15 protein-coding genes and 2 tRNA genes are annotated in these 18,918 nt (G+C 64.4%); 3 read left to right on the top strand and 14 right to left on the bottom strand.

Going from position 1 to position 18,918, the window contains the following annotated elements:
* Positions 1 to 55: 55 nt before the first annotated feature.
* Positions 56 to 1,087 (bottom strand): dual-specificity RNA methyltransferase RlmN, encoded by a 1,032-nt coding sequence (rlmN, locus tag B9A95_RS23670; RefSeq protein WP_084049513.1) that lies wholly within the window; start codon positions 1,085 to 1,087, stop codon positions 56 to 58.
* Positions 1,088 to 1,961: 874 nt separating this feature from the next.
* Between rlmN and B9A95_RS23665 the strand changes: the two genes are divergently transcribed.
* On the top strand, positions 1,962 to 2,495 hold the full coding sequence (locus tag B9A95_RS23665) for a DUF2721 domain-containing protein (RefSeq protein ID WP_084049512.1): 534 nt from the start codon (positions 1,962 to 1,964) through the stop codon (positions 2,493 to 2,495).
* A gap of 587 nt (positions 2,496 to 3,082) precedes the next feature.
* Here the strand turns inward: B9A95_RS23665 and rpoC are convergent.
* Positions 3,083 to 7,681 (bottom strand): DNA-directed RNA polymerase subunit beta', encoded by a 4,599-nt coding sequence (gene rpoC / locus B9A95_RS23660; RefSeq protein ID WP_084049511.1) that lies wholly within the window; start codon positions 7,679 to 7,681, stop codon positions 3,083 to 3,085.
* Between the two features lie 103 nt (positions 7,682 to 7,784).
* Positions 7,785 to 11,243 carry a DNA-directed RNA polymerase subunit beta gene (rpoB, locus tag B9A95_RS23655; RefSeq protein ID WP_084049510.1) on the bottom strand — a complete coding sequence of 1,153 codons (3,459 nt, stop codon included), beginning with the start codon at positions 11,241 to 11,243 and terminating at the stop codon, positions 7,785 to 7,787.
* A 245-nt stretch (positions 11,244 to 11,488) separates the two neighbouring features.
* Between rpoB and B9A95_RS35680 the strand changes: the two genes are divergently transcribed.
* Both B9A95_RS35680 and B9A95_RS35675 read left to right on the top strand, forming a co-directional pair.
* On the top strand, positions 11,489 to 11,875 hold the full coding sequence (locus B9A95_RS35680; protein WP_245808459.1) for a hypothetical protein: 387 nt from the start codon (positions 11,489 to 11,491) through the stop codon (positions 11,873 to 11,875).
* Positions 11,796 to 12,254: a hypothetical protein gene (locus B9A95_RS35675; protein ID WP_245808458.1), complete on the top strand. Its 459-nt coding sequence runs from the start codon at positions 11,796 to 11,798 to the stop codon at positions 12,252 to 12,254. Before B9A95_RS35680 ends, B9A95_RS35675 begins: the two co-directional genes overlap by 80 nt.
* A gap of 577 nt (positions 12,255 to 12,831) precedes the next feature.
* Here B9A95_RS35675 and B9A95_RS23645 read toward each other — a convergent pair.
* The 11 genes from B9A95_RS23645 to B9A95_RS23595 all read right to left on the bottom strand — a co-directional run bounded on the left by B9A95_RS23645 (position 12,832) and on the right by B9A95_RS23595 (position 18,915).
* Positions 12,832 to 13,098 carry a cold-shock protein gene (locus B9A95_RS23645; RefSeq protein WP_084049509.1) on the bottom strand — a complete coding sequence of 89 codons (267 nt, stop codon included), beginning with the start codon at positions 13,096 to 13,098 and terminating at the stop codon, positions 12,832 to 12,834.
* A gap of 203 nt (positions 13,099 to 13,301) precedes the next feature.
* Positions 13,302 to 13,664: a 50S ribosomal protein L7/L12 gene (gene rplL / locus B9A95_RS23640; RefSeq protein ID WP_084049508.1), complete on the bottom strand. Its 363-nt coding sequence runs from the start codon at positions 13,662 to 13,664 to the stop codon at positions 13,302 to 13,304.
* Positions 13,665 to 13,712: 48 nt separating this feature from the next.
* Positions 13,713 to 14,243, bottom strand: a complete 531-nt coding sequence (rplJ, locus tag B9A95_RS23635) for a 50S ribosomal protein L10 (protein WP_084049507.1) — start codon at positions 14,241 to 14,243, stop codon at positions 13,713 to 13,715.
* 193 nt (positions 14,244 to 14,436) lie between these two features.
* Positions 14,437 to 15,138, bottom strand: coding sequence for a 50S ribosomal protein L1 (gene rplA / locus B9A95_RS23630; protein ID WP_084049506.1), 702 nt, complete (start codon positions 15,136 to 15,138; stop codon positions 14,437 to 14,439).
* Positions 15,131 to 15,565 (bottom strand): 50S ribosomal protein L11, encoded by a 435-nt coding sequence (gene rplK, locus B9A95_RS23625; RefSeq protein ID WP_084049505.1) that lies wholly within the window; start codon positions 15,563 to 15,565, stop codon positions 15,131 to 15,133. Before rplK ends, rplA begins: the two co-directional genes overlap by 8 nt.
* A 150-nt stretch (positions 15,566 to 15,715) precedes the next feature.
* The gene (nusG, locus tag B9A95_RS23620; protein WP_084049504.1) at positions 15,716 to 16,288 is read right to left on the bottom strand and encodes a transcription termination/antitermination protein NusG; all 573 of its coding nucleotides are present in this window, start codon (positions 16,286 to 16,288) and stop codon (positions 15,716 to 15,718) included.
* Entirely contained in the window at positions 16,285 to 16,464 is a 180-nt protein-coding gene (gene secE, locus B9A95_RS23615; protein WP_084049503.1) for a preprotein translocase subunit SecE, read from the bottom strand. Before secE ends, nusG begins: the two co-directional genes overlap by 4 nt.
* A gap of 76 nt (positions 16,465 to 16,540) precedes the next feature.
* Entirely contained in the window at positions 16,541 to 16,708 is a 168-nt protein-coding gene (gene rpmG / locus B9A95_RS23610; protein ID WP_012692576.1) for a 50S ribosomal protein L33, read from the bottom strand.
* A 689-nt stretch (positions 16,709 to 17,397) separates the two neighbouring features.
* Positions 17,398 to 18,615 (bottom strand): elongation factor Tu, encoded by a 1,218-nt coding sequence (tuf, locus tag B9A95_RS23605; protein ID WP_084049502.1) that lies wholly within the window; start codon positions 18,613 to 18,615, stop codon positions 17,398 to 17,400.
* A gap of 140 nt (positions 18,616 to 18,755) precedes the next feature.
* A tRNA-Thr gene (locus tag B9A95_RS23600) sits at positions 18,756 to 18,830 on the bottom strand.
* Positions 18,831 to 18,842: 12 nt separating this feature from the next.
* Positions 18,843 to 18,915 (bottom strand) — tRNA-Gly (locus B9A95_RS23595).
* Positions 18,916 to 18,918: the final 3 nt, after the last annotated feature.

The following is an 18,918-nucleotide window of genomic DNA, read 5'->3' as shown; positions in this document are numbered from 1 at the left end:
GAGTGACGAAAAAACCTCTCCCGAAAGAGAGGCGGGTCGAGAGGCACCGTAAAGCTCAGAGGGCAGCGGCCAGGCCTGCTGGGCGCTTGAGTGCGAGTTGGCCGCACGCCGCCCCGGCGTCTTTTCCGCGAGAACGCCGCACGCTCACGTCCACGCCCCGGTCTTGCAGCGCGTCGTAAAACGCCTGAATCTGGCCTTCGGTGCTGCTCTCGAAGCCCGAACCTTCCCAGGGGTTCATAGGAATCAGGTTGACATGACTGACCAGCCCGCGCAGGCGTTCGGCCAGCAGTTCGGCCTGCCACAGGTGATCGTTGATGCCGCGCAGCATGGTGTATTCCATCGTCACGCGCCGCCCCGTTACGTCCTGGTAGTCGCGCGCCGCTGCCATGATCTCCTCGATGGAGTTGGCCGCGCCCGTGGGAATGATCTTCTGACGCGTTTCCTCGTCGGGGGCATGCAGGCTGATCGCCAGCTTGATCCCCAGGTCGTCTTCCTCGGCGAGCCGGCGGATGCCCTTGGCGATGCCCACTGTGGAGAGGGTTATGCGGCGCTTACTCATGCCCAGCGCCTGCGGGTGCAGCAGGATCCGGGCGGCAACCATGGTGTGCTCGTAGTTGAGCATCGCCTCGCCCATGCCCATAAACACGAGGTTGCGGATCTCGCGCGGGCTGATGCCCTCGCCGCCCGCCACCGCCAGCACCTGCCCCACAATCTCGCCGGGGGTCAGGTTGCGCCCGAACCCCATCGCCCCGGTTGCGCAAAAGGCGCAGCGGGCCGGGCAGCCCACCATGGTGGAGACGCAGACGGTCTTGCGGTCGAGGTAGGGCATGTACACCGCTTCCATCTGCCGCCCGTCAAGCAGGGTAAACAGGTATTTCGCCGAGCCGTCGCTGCTGCGAACGGTCTCGATCTCGCGAAAAGGGTTGAGCCGAAATTTGGCGGACAGGTCCGCTCGCACAGGGCCGGGCAGGTTGGTCATCGCTTCAAAACCGCCTACCCCCTGCACGAAGACCCATTCCAGGAGTTGCTTCCGCCGGAAGCCCTCCAGCGGGTACTGATCAGGGTGAAGGTCGAGGAGAAGCTGCATCCACGCAGTCTAGCGGCTTTGCAGAACAGAGGGAGGGGCGTGGAGCACGATCTGGACGGGCAGAATGGGGGAAGAAGGACGGTAGGGGAGCCCGGCGAGAGCGGCATCCCCGGGAAGCCGGGTTGACTTGAGAGGGAGGGATTCAGGCGTCCTCCATTCTGTTGGGGCGGGGTGCACACCCGAAGGGGTTTTGCTTGACTCAAGCGCAACAAATTTCAAGCATGGCCGCCCTCCGTCCCGCTTCCTCGCAAGCGGACGGGTTCGGCCCGGTGGGTCTGGGACTTCACCGCTTTACTGAAAGATGGACCGGGGAATGACCTGGGGCGAGAAGGTGAAGCCCGCCTCCAGACCCCGAACTGGTGGAAGATGTGCTCTTCAGCTCCCATGGCCTGAAGCTCGGTGTCCTGCGGCTCCGGATCCAGCCTTCCCGGCCTGTCCCTGCCATTCTCCACGTGCACGGTGGTGGGTGGACGATGTTGAGCAGGTGGCCGGCGGCAAACGCCTGGCCCGAACAGGCCTCGGAGGTGCAGGCGGTGGGCTGATGAACTTTTTTGGTCCGGCCCTCCCCCCGGACTTCCGGCCGTTTCCCCTGTTCGGCGCACCGCTGTCCGAGTGCTTTGGGCTGGCAGCTTCGGGCAGTCCCGTCCGCCATGCCCCGGCCCATTCGGCACCCTTTCTCCACCTTCACGGGCGGCAGGGCCGGACGTTTACGTGGCCATCTCCCAGGCATGGCGGATGCACGCGGGCCTCCAGTCCTGCAGTGAGGGCAGTGAACCCGCGGAACTGGACGGGGATCACTCCATTAAAGAGGCACGCGGAGGTCCGTCTGCTCGGCTTCTTTCGGCGCACGCTGCTTCCGGCGTAGCCTGGGGAGGTGGCGGACCCCAACCTCAGCGTTCTGACGGCGATGATCACGCCCGCTGTCCTGATCGGCGGCGGCAGCACCCTGCTTATGAGCACGAGTACGCGGCTCGGCCGCGCGACAGACCGGGTGCGCCAACTGACCGCCCGCTTCAAGGTGCTGGTCAGTCCCCAGGGACAGCAGGAGGCGCTGGCCCGCGAGGAAAAACAGATGATCATGCGCCAGCTTCCGCGCCTCGCCCGCCGTACCCGCATTATTCAGGGCGCGATGACGGCCCTGTACCTCGCCGTCGCCCTGCTCGTGCTGACCAGCATTCTGATTGGGGCAGGGGCGCTGGTGGGGGAGACGTCCGGGCCTGCTGCGGTGATCCTCGCCCTGCTGGGGGCAGCCTCGCTCGCCTACGCCGCGCTGCTCCTGAGTTTCGAGACGCGCCTGAGTGCCCGCACCACGCAGGAGGAAATGCGCTTTCTACTGGACTTGGGGCAGCACTACGCGGGGTTGTACAACGGTGAAACGGAGCGGGTCGGGCAGGCAGCGAACAGCTGATGCGGTTTCCAGATCATCCGTTTCATCGCCTCCGCTCCACTTCAGTGATGCGGCGCCTCTCCGTCACCGTTTTCTAGAGCATGTGTCAAAAAGAGGACTTCTTTTTGACCGAGTCCAACGAGCGAACTTGAATGTGCATTGGGAGAATAGGGTGCCGTGAGGGCGGCCCCTCCACGCGCGGCCCAATTCGGACAACTGCGCTATGCTCGCTTCGTTTGGGCCAACCAGTGATCTCACCACTGGTGACGGGAATCCTTTTGATACGGACTCTTGGCTCGTCGCTTATAAAGCGATTCAGTCCGAGCGGCGCGCAGCAGAGCAGCGGTTTCCGGGCGTGAGGGGAAGCAAGCCGGGAAACTCCCGGCTTGGAAGTCATACGAGAGAAAAGTGATTCTCGTATGTGGAAAAGTCGATGGTGAGGCTGTAAAGCTCGCCTATGAAGACCTGGTGCGGAGTGGCTCTCGTGCGCCAAAAGGTGGAAATCACTTTAGTTATGTACCAAACATACAAAATCTGTAGGGTTCATAACGGAAAACGCCCCTCCCCGGAAACGGGGAGGGGCGTCGATTGGGGGAGTTCCGCTCGGCTCAGTCGCCGTAGCTGGGGTTGATCGCGCTGCCGGGGCGCGTGTCGTCGTACCGCTGGTTGCCCGTCACGGCGTCGGGGCTGTTGCTCTCCTGGCCGTACTTCTCGAGCGTGCGGTCGTCGGCCACCTGCATCTCGCGGACGGTAAGCAGGCCCGTACCGGCGGGAATCAGCTTGCCGAGAATCACGTTCTCCTTCAGCCCGATCAGCTCGTCCACCTGACCCTTCATGCTGGCTTCGGTCAGCACGTGGGTGGTGTGCTGGAAGGAGGCCGCCGAGAGCCACGACTTTGTGGTCAGGCTGCTCTTGGTGATGCCCAGCAGCACCGGCTTCCAGCTCGAAGGCGTCTGGCCGTCGGCCAGGGCCTCATTCGCCTGATCCACTTCCCAGCGCTCGACGGTCTGGCCTTCAAGCAGGTCGGTGTCGCCGCCATCGGTGATCTCGACGTAGCGCAGCATCTGACGCACGATGGTCTCGATGTGCTTGTCGTGCACCTTCACGCCCTGCGAGCGGTACACGCGCTGCACTTCTTCCACCAGGTAACGCTGTGCCGCGTCGGTATCTTTGTACAGCAGCAGGTCATGCGGGTTGATGGCGCCGCGCGTCAGCGGCTGCCCGGCTTCGACGTGGTCGCCGTCGCGCACGATCAGGCGCAGCGCCTTGCCGATCTTCGTCGCCGTCTTGGAGGAGTACTGCTCGTCTTCCGCCTCGATGCGCACGAGGTAACGCTCTTCTTCCTCCTCGATGCGGACCACGCCGTCGCGGTCGGCCACCACGGCCTGCGTCTTGGGCTTGCGGGCTTCGAACAGTTCGATCACGCGGGGCAGACCCATCGTGATGTCGCCGCCGCCCGCCACGCCGCCGGTGTGGAAGGTACGCATCGTCAGCTGCGTGCCGGGCTCACCGATGGATTCGGCGGCCACCACGCCCACGGCTTCACCCATGGAAACGGGCTTGGCCTGCGACAGGTCGTAGCCGTAGCACTTCTGGCACACGCCCGCCTTCACGCGGCAGTTCAGCGGCGTGCGGACAAAGACCTCGCTGATGTGCTTGGCGTCCTTGGTGACCGACCGCACATCCTCCAGGCTGAGCATCGTCTCGGCGGGAATCGTGCGCCCGTCAGCGAGCTCTACGTCGGCAGTGATGGTGCGCCCGTAGATCGAGGTTTCGATCTCGCTGGCCTTGCGGGTACGCCACTCGCCGGTGCGCTCATCGGTCGCGCCCAGGGGCATGACCGTGTAGTCGGTGGTGCCGCAATCCACGTCGCGCACCACGACTTCGTGGGCCACGTCCACCAGCTTGCGGGTCAGGTAGCCCGAGTCGGCCGTACGGAGCGCCGTATCGGCACCACCCTTACGGGCACCGTGGGTGGAGATGAAGTATTCCAGCACCGTGAGGCCCTCACGGAAGGACGCCTTGATCGGCACTTCGATGGTGCTGCCGTCCGGGCGCTGCATCAGGCCGCGCATTCCGGCGAGCTGGCGAATCTGCTGGGGGTTACCACGGGCGTTGGACACGCTCATGATCCACAGCGGGTTGAAGGGGTAGTTCTGGGCGAAGTTCTCGAAGACCGCGTTCTTCACGGCGTCCGTGGTCTCGGTCCACAGCTGCACCACCTGCTTGTAGCGCTCCTCCTCGGTCATGAAGCCGAAGTCGAAGTTCTGCTCGATCTCGATGAGCTTCTCGTCGGCGGCGGCCAGCAGCTCGGGCTTGTTGGGCGGCAGCACGATGTCATCGATGCTGATGGTGATGCCCGAGGTGGTCGACAGCTTGAAGCCGCTGTCTTTCAGGCCGTCGAGCAGTCCGGCGGTGGCCTCAATGCCGAGGTGCTTGAAGCAGGCCATCACCATGTCCTTGAGGTGGTCCTTCTCGTACGCGGTGTCGAGGTTTACCAACGTGTCCACCAGGTGTGCCTGCGCACCGAGGGCCTCCTGCACGATGCGGCGGAACATCACGCGCCCGGCGGAGGTCTCGTGTACGGTGCCGCCCAGGCGAATCCGCACGTGGTCCTGGTAGTCGATGGTTCCGCGCTCGACGGCCATGATCGCCTCGTCGGGATTGGAGAAGGTGTACTTCAGGCGGCCTGGGCTGGTATCCACACCGCGCACCGTGATGGGCGTATTCAGCGCCACGCGGCCCTCTTCCAGCGCGGTCAGGGCGTCTTGCTCGCTGGCAAACTCGGTGCCCATCCCCAGGTTGTCCTTGCGCAGCTGGGTCAGCGTGAAGATGCCGAGGATGATGTCGCGGCTGGGTTTGACGTTCGGCTCGCCGTTGGCGGGCGAGAGCAGGTTGTGCGCGGAGAGCATCTGAATGCGGGCTTCCGCCTGTGCCTGCGCGCTGAGGGGCACGTGGATCGCCATCTGGTCGCCGTCGAAGTCGGCGTTGAAAGCTTCGCAGACCAGCGGGTGCAGCTGAATGGACTGCCCTTCCACGAGCACGGGCTCGAAGGCCTGAATGCCGAGGCGGTGGAGGGTGGGCGCGCGGTTGAGCAGCACGACCTTGTCCTCAATAACCTCTTCCAGCGCGTCCCACACGGAGTCGCGGGTGTCGCGGTAGCGCTCCAGCATTTTGCGGGCCTGCTTGATGTTGGTGACCTCGCCCTTTTCTTCGAGCACCTTGAACAAGAAGGGCTTGAAGAGTTCCAGCGCCATGCGCTTGGGCACCCCGCACTGGTGCAGGCGAAGCTGCGGGCCCACCACGATCACCGAGCGGCCCGAGTAGTCCACGCGCTTGCCCAGCAGGTTCTGGCGGAAACGGCCCTGCTTGCCGCCCAGCAGGTCGGTCAGCGAGCGCAGACTGCGGTCCGAGCCCGGGTTGGTTACGGGGCTGCCGCGCCGCCCGTTGTCGATCAGCGCGTCCACCGCTTCCTGCAACATGCGCTTCTCGTTGCGGATGATCATGTCGGGTGCGCCCTGGCCCATCAGCTTCTTGAGGCGGTTGTTACGGTTGATCAGGCGGCGGTACAAGTCGTTGAGGTCCGAGGTGGCGAAGCGCCCACCGTCCACCTGCACCATGGGGCGCAGGTCAGGCGGCATCACGGGCACGGTCTCCATCACCATCCATGAGGGGTGGTTGCCACTGCGCTTGAAGGCGCGCGTCACCTCCAGCCGCTTGCGGGCCTTGGCACGCTTGTGGCGGGAGGAGTCCTTCATCATCTCGCCCAGCTCGGCCTCCAGCTGATCGAGGTCCATGTCGTCGAGCAGTTCCTTGACTGCCTCCGCACCCATCTTGGCCTCGAAGTCGTAGGACTCGATCACGCGCACCTGCTTGCGCACGAGGTCGATTTCCACCCGGCCCGAGATTTCCGAGCGGAGGTTGCCACTGTCGGCCAGCTCGTCGCCCGGCTCCACGCGGTCGCCGTTCACGACGAGGGGCTCGTCGTTGTAAGCGTAGACCTTCGCGCGGCTCACGATCACCGAGGCGGGCGCGTGCAGGGTAATGATGCCCTCGGCCTCGGCAGTGACTTCCTCTTCCTTGTCAATCGCGCCGACGACCTTCTGGCCCTTGCGGACCGGCGAGCCGTCGCCCACCAGCACGTGCATGGTGGGGTTGATGGGGTATTCCACGCGGCGGGTCCAGTGCGCCGTGACCTGCACGTCCCCCTTTTTCTTGGGGAAGGTGACGCCACTGAGGCGGCTGTCGCGGCTCACGCGCAGGCGGCCTCCGGCGCTCGCGGTGGCGATGGTGGCGCCGGCCTCCAGCACCTCGCCCTCGGCAATCTGCAGTTCCATTCCGTGCGGCACGTACACGCGGGCCAGCACCTCGCCGTCCTCGCTGCCGTCGCGCAACAGCACCATCACGCTGTCCTCGCCCATGGGCTGCAGGAACGCGGTGCCGTCCACGGGGGAGGCGAGCTGAACGTCGCTTTCCAGCTCGGCGAGGATTTCTCCTGCGCGGAACTCCTCTTGCTCCACAAGCACGTCGGCGGGCAGGGGCAGGGACGCTTCGGCCACTTCCGCGTAGGCGATCTCGGCGCGGCGAGGAAAGCGGTACTGCGCCAGGCCGTCCATCTTGGCGACCACGTTGCCGCCGAGCGACTGCCCGCGCGTCACGTACTCGCCGTCACGAATCACGGCCTCGGTGCCGTTGGGCAGCGTGTAGGTCTCCTGACGCCCGAACCGCAGCTCGCGGTACTCGTCGTCGCTCAGCAGCTCGCCGCGCTTGAGCGGGCGGCCGTCCTTCTGGGCGTTGCGCGCGTCAGTCACGAGGAAGGAGGAGAAGTACAGCACCTTCTCCAGCTGCCCGGCGCTGAGGTCCAGCAGGGTGCCGATCTTGCTGGGCGTGTCCTTCACGTACCAGATGTGCGCGGCGGGCGTCGCCAGGTCGATGTGGCCCATGCGGTAGCGGCGCACCTTGCTGCTCGTCACTTCGACGCCGCAGCGCTCGCAGACCTTGCCCTCGTAGCGCTGGCGCTTGTACTTGCCGCAGGCGCACTCGTAGTCCTTGATCGGCCCGAAGATGCGCTCGTCAAAGAGGCCCTCGCGCTCGGGCTTCAGGGTGCGGTAGTTGATCGTTTCCGGCTTCTCGACCTCGCCGAACGACCACTCGCGAATTTTCGCGGGGCTGGCGATGGCGATACGGACTTTGCTGAAGTCTTTCAAAGTAAGTGCTCCTGTGATGGGAGGCCCGTTGTTTAAGGGAGGGGGGGGGAGGCGTTAGGGATGAGGGTTCGGTTTTTCGCCCCAACCCCCAACGCCCAAAGCCTCAGCGCTTCGGCATCATCCCTTCGAAGATGTCCACCGACTTGTCGCCCTGGTCCAGCACTTCCACGTCCAGGCCGAGCGAGTGCAGTTCCTTGACAAGCACCTTGAAAGACTCGGGGATGGTGCTTCCCGAGACTTCCTCACCCTTAACGATGCTCTGGTAGGCGGCGTCGCGGCCATCGATGTCGTCGGACTTGATGGTCAGCATTTCCTGCAGGGTGTGCGCCGCGCCGTAGGCCTCGAGCGCCCACACTTCCATCTCGCCGAAGCGCTGGCCGCCGAACTGCGCCTTACCGCCGAGCGGCTGCTGGGTGATAAGCGAGTAGGGGCCGGTGGAGCGGGCGTGCAGCTTGTCTTCGACCATGTGGTACAGCTTCATCACGTACATGGTGCCCACCACGACGGGTCCACTGATCGGCTCGCCGGTGCGCCCGTCATACAGGATGCTCTTGCCGGTGCGCGAGAGTTCCATCTGGGCCTTCTCGTAGTTGCTTCCTGGAGCGCCGATCACGCCGAGCTTGCCCGCGCGGTCCAGCACCTCCTGCTCGCGCTTGTCGAGCTCGAAGCCCTCGTCCTTGCGGCGCTGGAGGCGTTCGGCGGCGGCCACTTCCAGCATTTCCTTGATCGCCGTCTCGGTGGCCGAGTCAAACACGGGCGTGACGAACTTCTGGCCCGTCAGGCGCGCGACTTCGCCGAGGTGCGTTTCCAGAATCTGCCCCAGGTTCATGCGGCTGGGCACGCCGAGCGGGTTGAACACGAGGTCCACGGGCGTTCCGTCTTCCAGGTAGGGCATGTCCTCGGGTTGGAGAATCTTGGAGACGACGCCCTTGTTGCCGTGGCGGTTTGCCACCTTGTCGCCCACCTGAAGCTGACGCTTCTGGGCCACGTACACGCGCACCATTTCGCGCACACCGGGCTTGAGGTCCACGCCCTCGTCTCCACGGCGGAAGCGCACGGTCTTCACCACGATGCCGCCCTGACCGGACTGCACGCGCAGCGAGGTGTCCTTCACTTCGCGGGCCTTCTCACCGAAGATCGAGCGGAGCAGGCGCTCTTCGGGCGTCGGCTCGCTCTCGCCCTTGAAGCTCGTCTTGCCCACCAGAATGTCACCGGGCTTGACTTCGGCCCCCACGCGCACGATGCCGTCCTCATCGAGATCGCGCAACGCCGCTTCGGAGAGGCCGGGGATGTCACGGGTGATCTTTTCCGGCCCCAGCTTGGTGTCGCGGGCCTCGATCTCGTCTTTTTCGATGTGGACAGAGGTGTAGAAGTCCTTGCGGACGAGTCCCTCGGAGATGCAGATCGCGTCCTCGAAGTTGAAGCCGTCGAAGGGCATAATCGCGATGGTGATGTTCTGCCCCAGGGCGAGGCGGCCCAGGTCAGAGGCGGGACCGTCGGCGATGACCTGCCCGGCGCTCACTTCCTCGCCCACTTCCACGATGGGGTGCTGGTCGAGGTTGGTGCCCTGGTTGGACCGGGTGAAGCGCACAAGCTCGAAGGTGCGGACGTTGCCCTTGACCATTCCGGCCTGGGGCGCGTCCTCGGTCAGCGTGACCTGAATGACGCGGGCGTCCACATAGGAAACGCGGCCCGTCACGTCGGTGATGACGCTGGTGCCCGAGTCCGTCACCACGCGCTCCTCCACGCCCGTGCCCACGGCGGGGGAGTCGGCGCGCACGAGCGGCACGGCCTGCGACTGCATGTTCGATCCCATGAGTGCGCGGTTGGCGTCGTCGTGCTCCAGGAAGGGAATCAGCGAGGTGTTGATGGACACGATCTGCTTCGGCGACACGTCCATGAAGTCCACTTCACTGGGTGCGTACAGCAGCGGGTCACCCTTGCGCCGGGCCAGCACGCGGTCGTCGGCGAACGTCCCGTCGGCGTTGAGCGGGGAGTTGGCCTGCGCGATGGTGTAGCGGTCTTCGATATCGGCGGTCATATAGACCACTTCGTCGCTGACGCGGCTGTCAGACACGCGGCGGTAGGGCGCCTCGATAAAGCCGAGGTCGTTTACCTTCGCGTAGGAGGACAGTGAGGAGATCAGGCCGATGTTCGCGCCTTCGGGCGTCTCGATGGGGCAGATACGCCCGTAGTGCGTGCGGTGCACGTCGCGTACGTCGAAGCCTGCGCGCTCGCGGGTCAGTCCGCCCGGCCCCAGCGCGGAGATACGGCGCTTGTGGCGCAGGTCCGATAGGGGGTTGGTCTGGTCCTTGAATTGTGACAGCTGGCTGCGCCCGAAGAACTCGCGCATCGCGGCCACGATGGGGCGGTTGTTCACGAGCTTGGTGGGCGTCGCGGCGTCGGGGTTGCCCAGCAGCATGCGCTCGCGAACACCACGGGCCATGCGGCCCATGCCCACGCGCAGCTGGTCGGCGAGCAGTTCGCCCACCGTACGCACGCGGCGGTTGCCGAGGTGGTCGATGTCGTCTTCGGTAACCGGCACTTCGTTGACCACACCGTCGGCGTCAGCACCGATCCCCACGGTTTCCAGGCCGCGCTGCAGCGCCATCAGGTAGCGGATGGTGTCCACCAGCCCGGCGTCGCTAAACTTGCCGTCCTGGAACATCAGCAGGGTACGCTCCTGGCGCGAGGTGCCCAGCTTGGTGTTCATCTTGAACCGGCCGGGATCGCCCAGGTCGTAGCGCTTTGGATCGGCCAGCAGGCCATACAAGTACTGAATCGCCTTGTCGCGTTTGGGCGGATCGCCGGGGCGCAGCACAGTGAAGAGTCGCAGCAGGGCCTCGTCGGCGCTCATGCCCGCGCTCTTGTCCTCAGGCAGCTCGGCATCAGGCTCGAACTCGGTGAACAGCGCCCGCAGGCTGGCATCGTCGTAGCCCAGCACGCGCAGCAGCATAGACACCGGGAACTTGCGCTTGTTGACCTTCATTTCGAGAATGCCGCTGGCAAACTCCAGCTCGATCCAGGGGCCGCGCTTGGGCATCGGGATGATGGCCGCCGTGTACATCTTCTTGATCCCCTTGTAGGAGGACGTGAAGTACACGCCGGGCGAGCGGTGGATCTGCGAGATGACCACGCGGTCGGCCCCGTTGATCACGAAGGAGCCGTCCTCCGTCATCAGCGGCAGGTCACCCAGGAACACCTGGTCTTCCTTGATCAGGCCGCTGTCTTTGTGGATCAGCTGCAGCTTGGCGTACATCGGGGCCTGGTAGGTCAGGTCCTTTTCCCGGCACTCCTCGGGTGTGTAGGGCGCGTCGCCCAGGCGGTATTCCAGGAAATCGAGCACCAGGCCGGTTGAGCGGCCCTTCTCGGTTTCGTCGATGGGGAAGACTTCGCGGAAGGCGCTCTGGAGCCCAGTATCCTCGCGGCGGTCCGGCGCACGGTCGGCCTGCAAAAACGCCCGGAAGGAGTTGACCTGCACTTCGGTCAGGTTGGGCAGCGTGATCACTTCGGTGATCTCACCGAACCGCTCGATGCGCGGCTTGACGTTCGATAGACTCATTCCCACCTCGCGCTCCCTGGTTGAGTTCCTGCGGCCTTTCGGGGCGGATAAAAAGGCGCAGTCGAGACCGCAGCTCTGGTGGCTGCGTCTCGCAGAAAAGCTTTAATTGTGGAGACCGCTTGCCTTCAAAAATCTCCTGCCCAACCCATCATGGTCGGCCACAGGAGAGTCTACGCCTTATGGGGGGCGCTGTCAACTTAGAGGGGCAAAGCTTTGAAGCGGAGCATAGCATCTCACAGAGGCAGGTGCTGAAGCGGGCCGAGCGCCAGGCCTTTCGGCCGGGCGACGTGAACCTCCCCGGCCTGCATCTGCCCTCCCGGCTCCTGTACCCCTCCGGCGCGCTTCAGATCGTGTTCCTGATTCACGCGGTCGCGATGCGGCGCAACTTCTACTGGATTTTTATCCTGCTCATCGGTTCCTACCTGGCCCTGCTCGCCTACCTGATTCTGGAATTCCTGCCCGAACTGCGCGGTGGAGGAAGGCGGGTTGGAGCCGCCCTGCGAGGTGGCCTGGAGGCGATCAAGCCCCTGGAAACGCGCATCCGGGAAGCCCGTGAACGCCTCACGGACAAGCGACACCCTGGCCTACCGCACGGACCCCGCCGCCCTGCAGGCCCGGGCCGGACGGCCTGAGGAGGCGCAGTTCACCTGGCAACCCCTGCTCTCGGGCATCTGCGCGGATGATCCGGTGGTGTTGCTCACCAGCGCCGGGCTGGAGCTGGGTCGTGGCAACGCCGCTGGAGCCGAAGCGTACTTGCGGCAGGTGGACCTGCGGACGAGCGCAGCCGCGCGCACCCGGGCCCTGACGCTGATCGCCCAGGCGCAGGAGATCCAGGGCAAGACTGCTGGGGCCGATGCCTCCTACCGTGCGGCCATGGCGGCGACGACGGAAGAACCCCGCGCCCGTTACGCCGCCTTCCTCCTTCACCAGGGGAAGCGCGAGGAGGCTGCTGGACAGCTTGAAGCCCCGGAGAACGCTGAGCGCCGCGCCACCGGTCTGTACCGCAAGTAGGCGCGCGAGTGGTTCCAAATGGCGGCTGGGTTGAGGCGGGAGTCGCGGTGAGCCGGAAGTGGTGACCTCCCGGGTGATCCTCGCCAACGACGGACAAGCCCCGGCCGAAACCCTGGCGTTCGTTTATTTCAACCCCTCTGGTGTTGCGGCTCAACCCGAGCGAGCAGGAAAAACGGTGACACAGGGGCGTGGGATCACCGGAGTGAAGGGGAGATGGCGGATGATCTGGAGGCCGTATGAGGACCTGCCTTGCTCTCCCTTCTCTCCGGCGTTTCGGCTGGGTGCGGCGACGGCCTGGCAGAACTCTATTCGAACTCTATTCTGGGCCGCGTGCCGTCCTGCTCCTGCCAGACGCCGGGCAAAACAGCCCCTTTGCCCCGCAGTGGGTGGGATGTCCTCCGCCTGCTGACGATCAGGGCAAAGGGTGGGAAATGCCTGAAAACCGTCCACCTGTGCTCCACATAGAGGGGTATGTGGGGCGTGCTGTAATTTCATCGGTACCTTTTATGGGCTGCTCCGCTCGCGTCATACAGCAAAAACCCCCGCCTCTTGGCGGGGGCTTTATCGGTTGTGATGCTTACCAGCGGTCGTTGTCGCGGCGCTGGGGACGGTCGCCGTAGGCAGGAGCCGGGGCGGCCTTCGTCACGACGATGTTCTTGGCCTGAGGGCCCTTGCCACGTTGACCGGGTTCGATTTCGAACTCGACCTCGTCGCCTTCATTGAGCTTCTTGAAGCCCTGAGCCTGGATGGCGCTGAAGTGCGCGAACACGTCGGCACTGCCTTCCGTCTCGATAAATCCGAAGCCTTTTTCCGCATTAAACCACTTCACTCGACCTACAGCCATCTTAACTCCTCATGAGTGTTCCACGCAAAAAGAAACGCGGGGTGTTTACCGCGTCTCACTTGAGGATCTGCTGGAAAACTCTGGTCCCAATATGCCCGGCCGGCAGGACGCCCATAGTAAGATACGCACAATTCATTGTGGGTGAAGAGACAGCAAAAACCCCCGCCGGATGGCGGGGGCTGCACTCCCGGTGGGAAAAAGCCTTACTTGACTTCGACGCGCGCGCCCGCGCCTTCGAGCTGCGCCTTGAGCTTGTCGGCGTCGTCCTTGCTGACGCCTTCCTTGATCGGGCCGCCCTTCTCGCTGAGGTCCTTGGCTTCCTTCAGACCCAGGCCGGTGATGGCGCGGATTTCCTTAATGACGTTGATCTTGCTGGAGCCCGCGTCAACGAGGATCACGTCGAACTCGGTCTTCTCTTCGACGACGGCAGCGGGGCCAGCAGCGGGGCCAGCGGCCACAGCGGCGGTTACGCCCCAGGTTTCTTTGAGGCCGTCGATGAGGTCGGCGAGTTCCATGATGGTGAGGGTGCTGAGCTGGTCGATCAGAGCCTGTTTGTCGTAAGCCATGGTGAGGTCCTCCGGTACTTGGATTGGTGGAAAGGGTTGAAAGTGGGGTTAAGCCGAAGCTTCGGCACTGGCTTCGCTGGCGCTGGCGTCGCCGCCGCCGAGCTTGGCCTGGTACGCTTCGAGAATTCCGACGAAGTTGCTGAGGTGGGCGCTGAGCACACCGACCACTTCGGCCTGAAGGCTCTGCTTGCTGCCGAGGCTCGCCAGACGAGCGATCACGGCCACATCCACGCGGTTGCCCTCGACGAGGCCGCCCTTCATTGCGGGAATGCCCTTATCGTTGCCCTTGGCCGCGTCGCTGAGCGCTTTGGCGACCCCAGCGGGATCTTCGTGGGCCAGCACGAGGGCGCTGGGGCCTTTCAGGGCGTCGCTGAATTCACGGCCCGACTCCTGAAGGGCGAGGTTGATCAGGGTGTTCTTGGCAACGATGAGCTGCCCACCCTTCTCGCGGATGTCCTGACGCAGCTTGCTGAGCTGTCCGGCGGTCAGACCTTGGTAATCGACGACGTAAAACGTCTCGACGCCCGTGAGGCTGCCGCGCAGGCTGGTCAGATCCTGCTGGTTCTTTTCGTTCGCCACGCTGTGACCTCCTGAGTGGTGAACAAGTCCAGGTACGCGTTTGCGCCCTGGCAACTCGGCGGGATGTTTAAACCTGGCAAGGGTCCCCGCTGTCTACGATTGCCGAGAATTGAAAGGTGCAAAGCGCACCGGGGTGCCGTAGGGCAGGAGAGAGGTGCAGACCGTGAAGCGTGAACCCCTCCCTGGAGAAAAATTACGCCTGGGCCGACGCGCTCAGCGTGAGGGGAATGCTCGGCCCCATCGTGCTGGTCAGGTAGGCGCTGCGCAGGTACACGCCCTTGGCGCTGCCAGGTTTGGCGGCCTCCAGCGCGCTGATCAGGGCCTGGTAGTTGGCGCTGAGGTTGCCGGAGTCGAAGCTGGCCTTACCGATGGGCGCGTGAACCACGCCGGTCTTGTCGTTGCGGAACTCGATACGTCCGGCCTTGAGGCCGCGCACCATGCCCGACACGTCGGGACCGACGGTGCCGCTCTTGGGGTTGGGCAGCAGGCCACGCGGTCCGAGAAGACGCGCGAGCTTCTGGCCGACCTGGGCCATCATGTCTGGCGTTGCCACCACGGCGTCGAACTCCATGAAACCGCCGGCGATGCGCTCGATCAGCTCTTCCGCGCCAACCACGTCCGCGCCAGCGGCCTCGGCGGCGGCCACGTTGTCACCCTTGGTGATCACGGCCACGCGTACGCTGCGGCCGGTGCCGTGGGGCAGCGCCACCGTGCCGCGCACGTTCTGGTCGCTCTTGCGGGGATCGATGCCCAGGCGGAAGTGAACTTCCACGGTCTCGTCGAACTTGGCGGTCGCCAGTTCTTTGACCAGGTTGGTGGCTTCCTCGATGGTGTACTGCTTGTTGCGGTCCACCTTGCCCAGCAGGGCGTTGTAGCGCTTGCCGTGCTTAGGCATTCGGGGCCCCCTCGATGGTGACGCCCATGGAGCGCGCGGTGCCGGCGACCGTGTTCGCGGCGGCTTCGACGCTGCCAGCGTTCAGGTCAGGCATCTTGGTCCGGGCGATTTCCAGCACCTGGTCCCAGTTCAGCTTGCCGACCTTGGCCTTGTTCGGCGTTGCGCTGCCTTTGCTCAGGCCCGCAGCTTTGCGGATCAGGTAGCTCATGGGCGGGGTCTTGGTGATGAAGGTAAAGGAGCGGTCCGCGTAGATGGTGATCTCCACGGGAATGATCGCGTCCCCCTTGTCGGCGGTCTGGGCGTTGAACGCCTTGGTGAACTCCATGATGTTCGCGCCGTACTGACCGAGCGCGGGACCAACGGGCGGGGCCGGCGTGGCCTTGCCCGCAGGAAGCTGGAGCTTCACGAGCCCTGTGACTTTCTTCATGCGTTTCCTCCTTAGCTCCCCCAGTTCTTGAACGGCAAACAGGGGTGCTGGCGCTAAGTTCTGCCGCGCCCGCCTGTAAGGCGCGGCGTGGCAGCAACTTTTCCAGTGTACAGGGCCGGGCGGCTTCTGCCTAGCCCAGCCCTGCGGGGTTTACTTGCTGACCTGCGCGAAGTCGAGCTCCACTGGCGTCTCGCGGCCGAAGATGCTGACGAGCACCTTGACTTTGGCCTGGGGCGCGTTGACCTCGCTGACCACACCGCTGAAATCGGCAAAGGGTCCGCTGGTAACGCGCACCATGTCGCCCGGCTTAAGGTCCACTTTGACTTTTGGGGCGGGCTCCTCCGCAGTTTGTGCGGCCACACCCACCGAGGCGAGCAGGCGCTGCACCTCATCCTGCGAGAGGGGCACCGGGCGTGTGGCGGTGCCGACAAAGCCCGTCACCCCGTTGGTCCCGCGCACCACTTCCCAGGACTCGCCAAGTTCACCCGGCGCGTCATCGTCTTCCACGTCCATCTGGACGAAAACGTAGCCGGGAAAAAGCTTGCGCTCGACCTCGACCTTCTTCCCGCCTTCTTGCAGTTCGACGGCCTTTTCGCTGGGCTGCAGCACCTGGAAGATCTTGGTGCGGAGCATGCCCAGCTTCTTGGCGCGCTCCATCAGGTGCTGCTCCACGCGGTCTTCCTGACCCACATAGGTGTGAACGGCGTACCACTCGATGCTCAACGCAGCACCGCCTTCACCAATGCGCCAAATACCGCGTCCAGCGCAAACACGATCAGGGTCAGCGCCACGACGTAGATCAGCACCGCCTGCGTGCCCTCGATGACCTCCTGGCGGCTCGGCCAGGTCACGCGGGCCAGCTCGGCGCGCGAGTCTTTCAAGTACTGAAACAGATTCATGCGCTCACCTTGCCCGTCCCATCATCTCGAAAAAGAAGGTTCACCGTTCACCGGGTATCCTTCCCGGTAGGCAGGATCAGACCTTCTTCTCCTTGAAGACGACGTGCTTTTTCGCCACGGGGTCGTACTTGCGCAGTTCCATCTTGGCCTGCGTGTTCCGGCGGTTCTTGGTGGTCGTGTAGTAAAAGCCCGTGCCAGCGGTGCTTTCCATCTTCACGATGATGCGCGGTCCGTCCTTCGCCATGATTCCTGCTCCTTTCGCGCCGCCTTCGCTCCGGTGAGCTCGGGGGAGGCGCTCCCAGCCCTTCGCCCCTCGGACGCAGTCGCTGGTAAAAGCCCGCCTTGTGGCGGGCAACATTCCGATTATAGGCAGTTTGGCGAGAGGTGTCCACCCTGAGGGCGCCACCTTCCAGCCCGCTGGGAAAGCCGACGATGCCCAGGCCATTTTTCCGCCACTCGTACTTGGCCAGCTCTTGCGGCGATTTCCTGCTGGTCCTGTTGTGCAGGTCACCGCGGTCTGTACCAGATCGGCCGTCGGCAGGAAGATCTGCCGCGCGCCGGGCAGGGGCGGGAAGAGGGCCGACGTTACGCGCCGTATACCGTCACCCGGTTGAAGCGTCGTCGCCGCTCCCTACAACCGCGTGGTCAGCGGCGCGCCCTCGGAGGCGCAGAACATCAGCGGCATCCGGGGAGACGCCACGCCAGCTGCTTCGGCCCGGGCCGAAGACTGCCCCCATTCCCTTGGGGAGCTATGGACGGGGCCTCCCGGCGCAGCGGTTCCCGCGAAGAAGAGGGGCTGGCGTTTGGGAAGCGCCCTCAGGTGAAACCGGTCTCGGCCCTCCGCTTCGCCATGACCGGGCGTATGCCCAGAGGCAATGAAAAAGGGGAGACCTCGCGGCCTCCCCAGCGGACAGCATTGCTGTCACCCAAGTATTACTCCAGGACCTTGGCGACGACGCCAGCGCCGACGGTGCGTCCACCTTCGCGGATGGCGAAGCGCAGACCTTCTTCCATGGCGATGGGCTTGATCAGTTCCACCGTGAAGGTCACGTTGTCGCCGGGCATCACCATTTCCACGCCCTCGGCCAGTTCCACCACGCCGGTGACGTCCGTCGTGCGGAAGTAGAACTGCGGACGGTAGCCGCCGAAGAACGCGCTGTGACGGCCACCCTCGTCCTTGCTCAAGACGTACACGCTGGCCTCGAACTTGGTGTGGGGCTTGATGCTGCCGGGCTTGGCCAGCACCTGGCCGCGCTCCACGTCGTCGCGAGCGACGCCGCGCAGCAGCACACCGACGTTGTCGCCGGCCATGCCCTGATCGAGCAGCTTGCGGTGCATTTCGATGCCCGTGACGGTGGTCTTGCGGGTGTCGGTCAGGCCGATGATTTCGACTTCGTCCTGAACCTTGACGACGCCGCGCTCAACGCGGCCGGTGGCGACGGTCCCGCGGCCGGTGATGGTGAAGACGTCTTCGACGGGCATCAAAAAGGCCTTGTCGGTGGCGCGCTCGGGGGTGGGGATGTAGGAGTCCACGGCGTCGAGCAGTTCCCAGATCTTGTCCACCCACTGGTTTTCACCGCGGGCGGTCTTGGGGTTGCTCTGGAGGGCTTCGAGGGCCTGGAGGGCGCTGCCCTTGACGACGGGAAGGTCGTCGCCGGGGAACTCGTACTTGCTCAGCAGTTCGCGGACTTCCATCTCGACGAGCTCGAGGAGTTCTTCGTCGTCGACCATGTCGACCTTGTTCATAAAGACGACGATGTAGGGCACGCCGACCTGACGCGCGAGGAGGATGTGCTCGCGGGTCTGGGGCATGGGGCCGTCCGCCGAGGAGACGACGAGGATGGCGCCGTCCATCTGGGCCGCACCCGTGATCATGTTTTTGACGTAGTCGGCGTGGCCGGGGCAGTCAACGTGGGAGTAGTGACGGGTGGGGGTGTTGTACTCGACGTGGGCGGTGTTGATGGTGATGCCACGGGCTTTTTCTTCGGGGGCCTTGTCGATCTGGTCGTAGGCGAGCTTTTCGACGGTCGGGTCCGAAGCGGCGGCGGTGAAGGTGATCGCGGCCGTGAGGGTGGTCTTCCCGTGGTCCACGTGCCCGATCGTTCCCACGTTCACGTGGGGCTTCGTCCGCTCAAACGTTCCTTTTGCCATGTGGATTCCTCCTTGAATGGTGTTCCCCGGTCTGTCAGCAGCTCCCGGAGAATCTGGCCCCAACAGCATACCTACGCGGAGCCTGCTGTGATGGCCCGTACATGAGAATACGGCCCGCATAAAGCGGGCCGACTCTCGAATGGAGCTTCTGGTCGGGATTGAACCGACGACCTCTCCCTTACCAAGGGAGTGCTCTACCACTGAGCTACAGAAGCGTGGGGAAGAAAAGCGGGAAACGAGACTCGAACTCGCGACATTCAGCTTGGGAAGCTGACGCTCTACCAACTGAGCTATTCCCGCGTG

It is taken from the genome of Deinococcus hopiensis KR-140, assembly GCF_900176165.1.
Taxonomy (GTDB): domain Bacteria; phylum Deinococcota; class Deinococci; order Deinococcales; family Deinococcaceae; genus Deinococcus; species Deinococcus hopiensis.
Note: the sequence above shows the minus strand (reverse complement) of the source record. Positions and strands in the feature narration are given on the sequence as shown.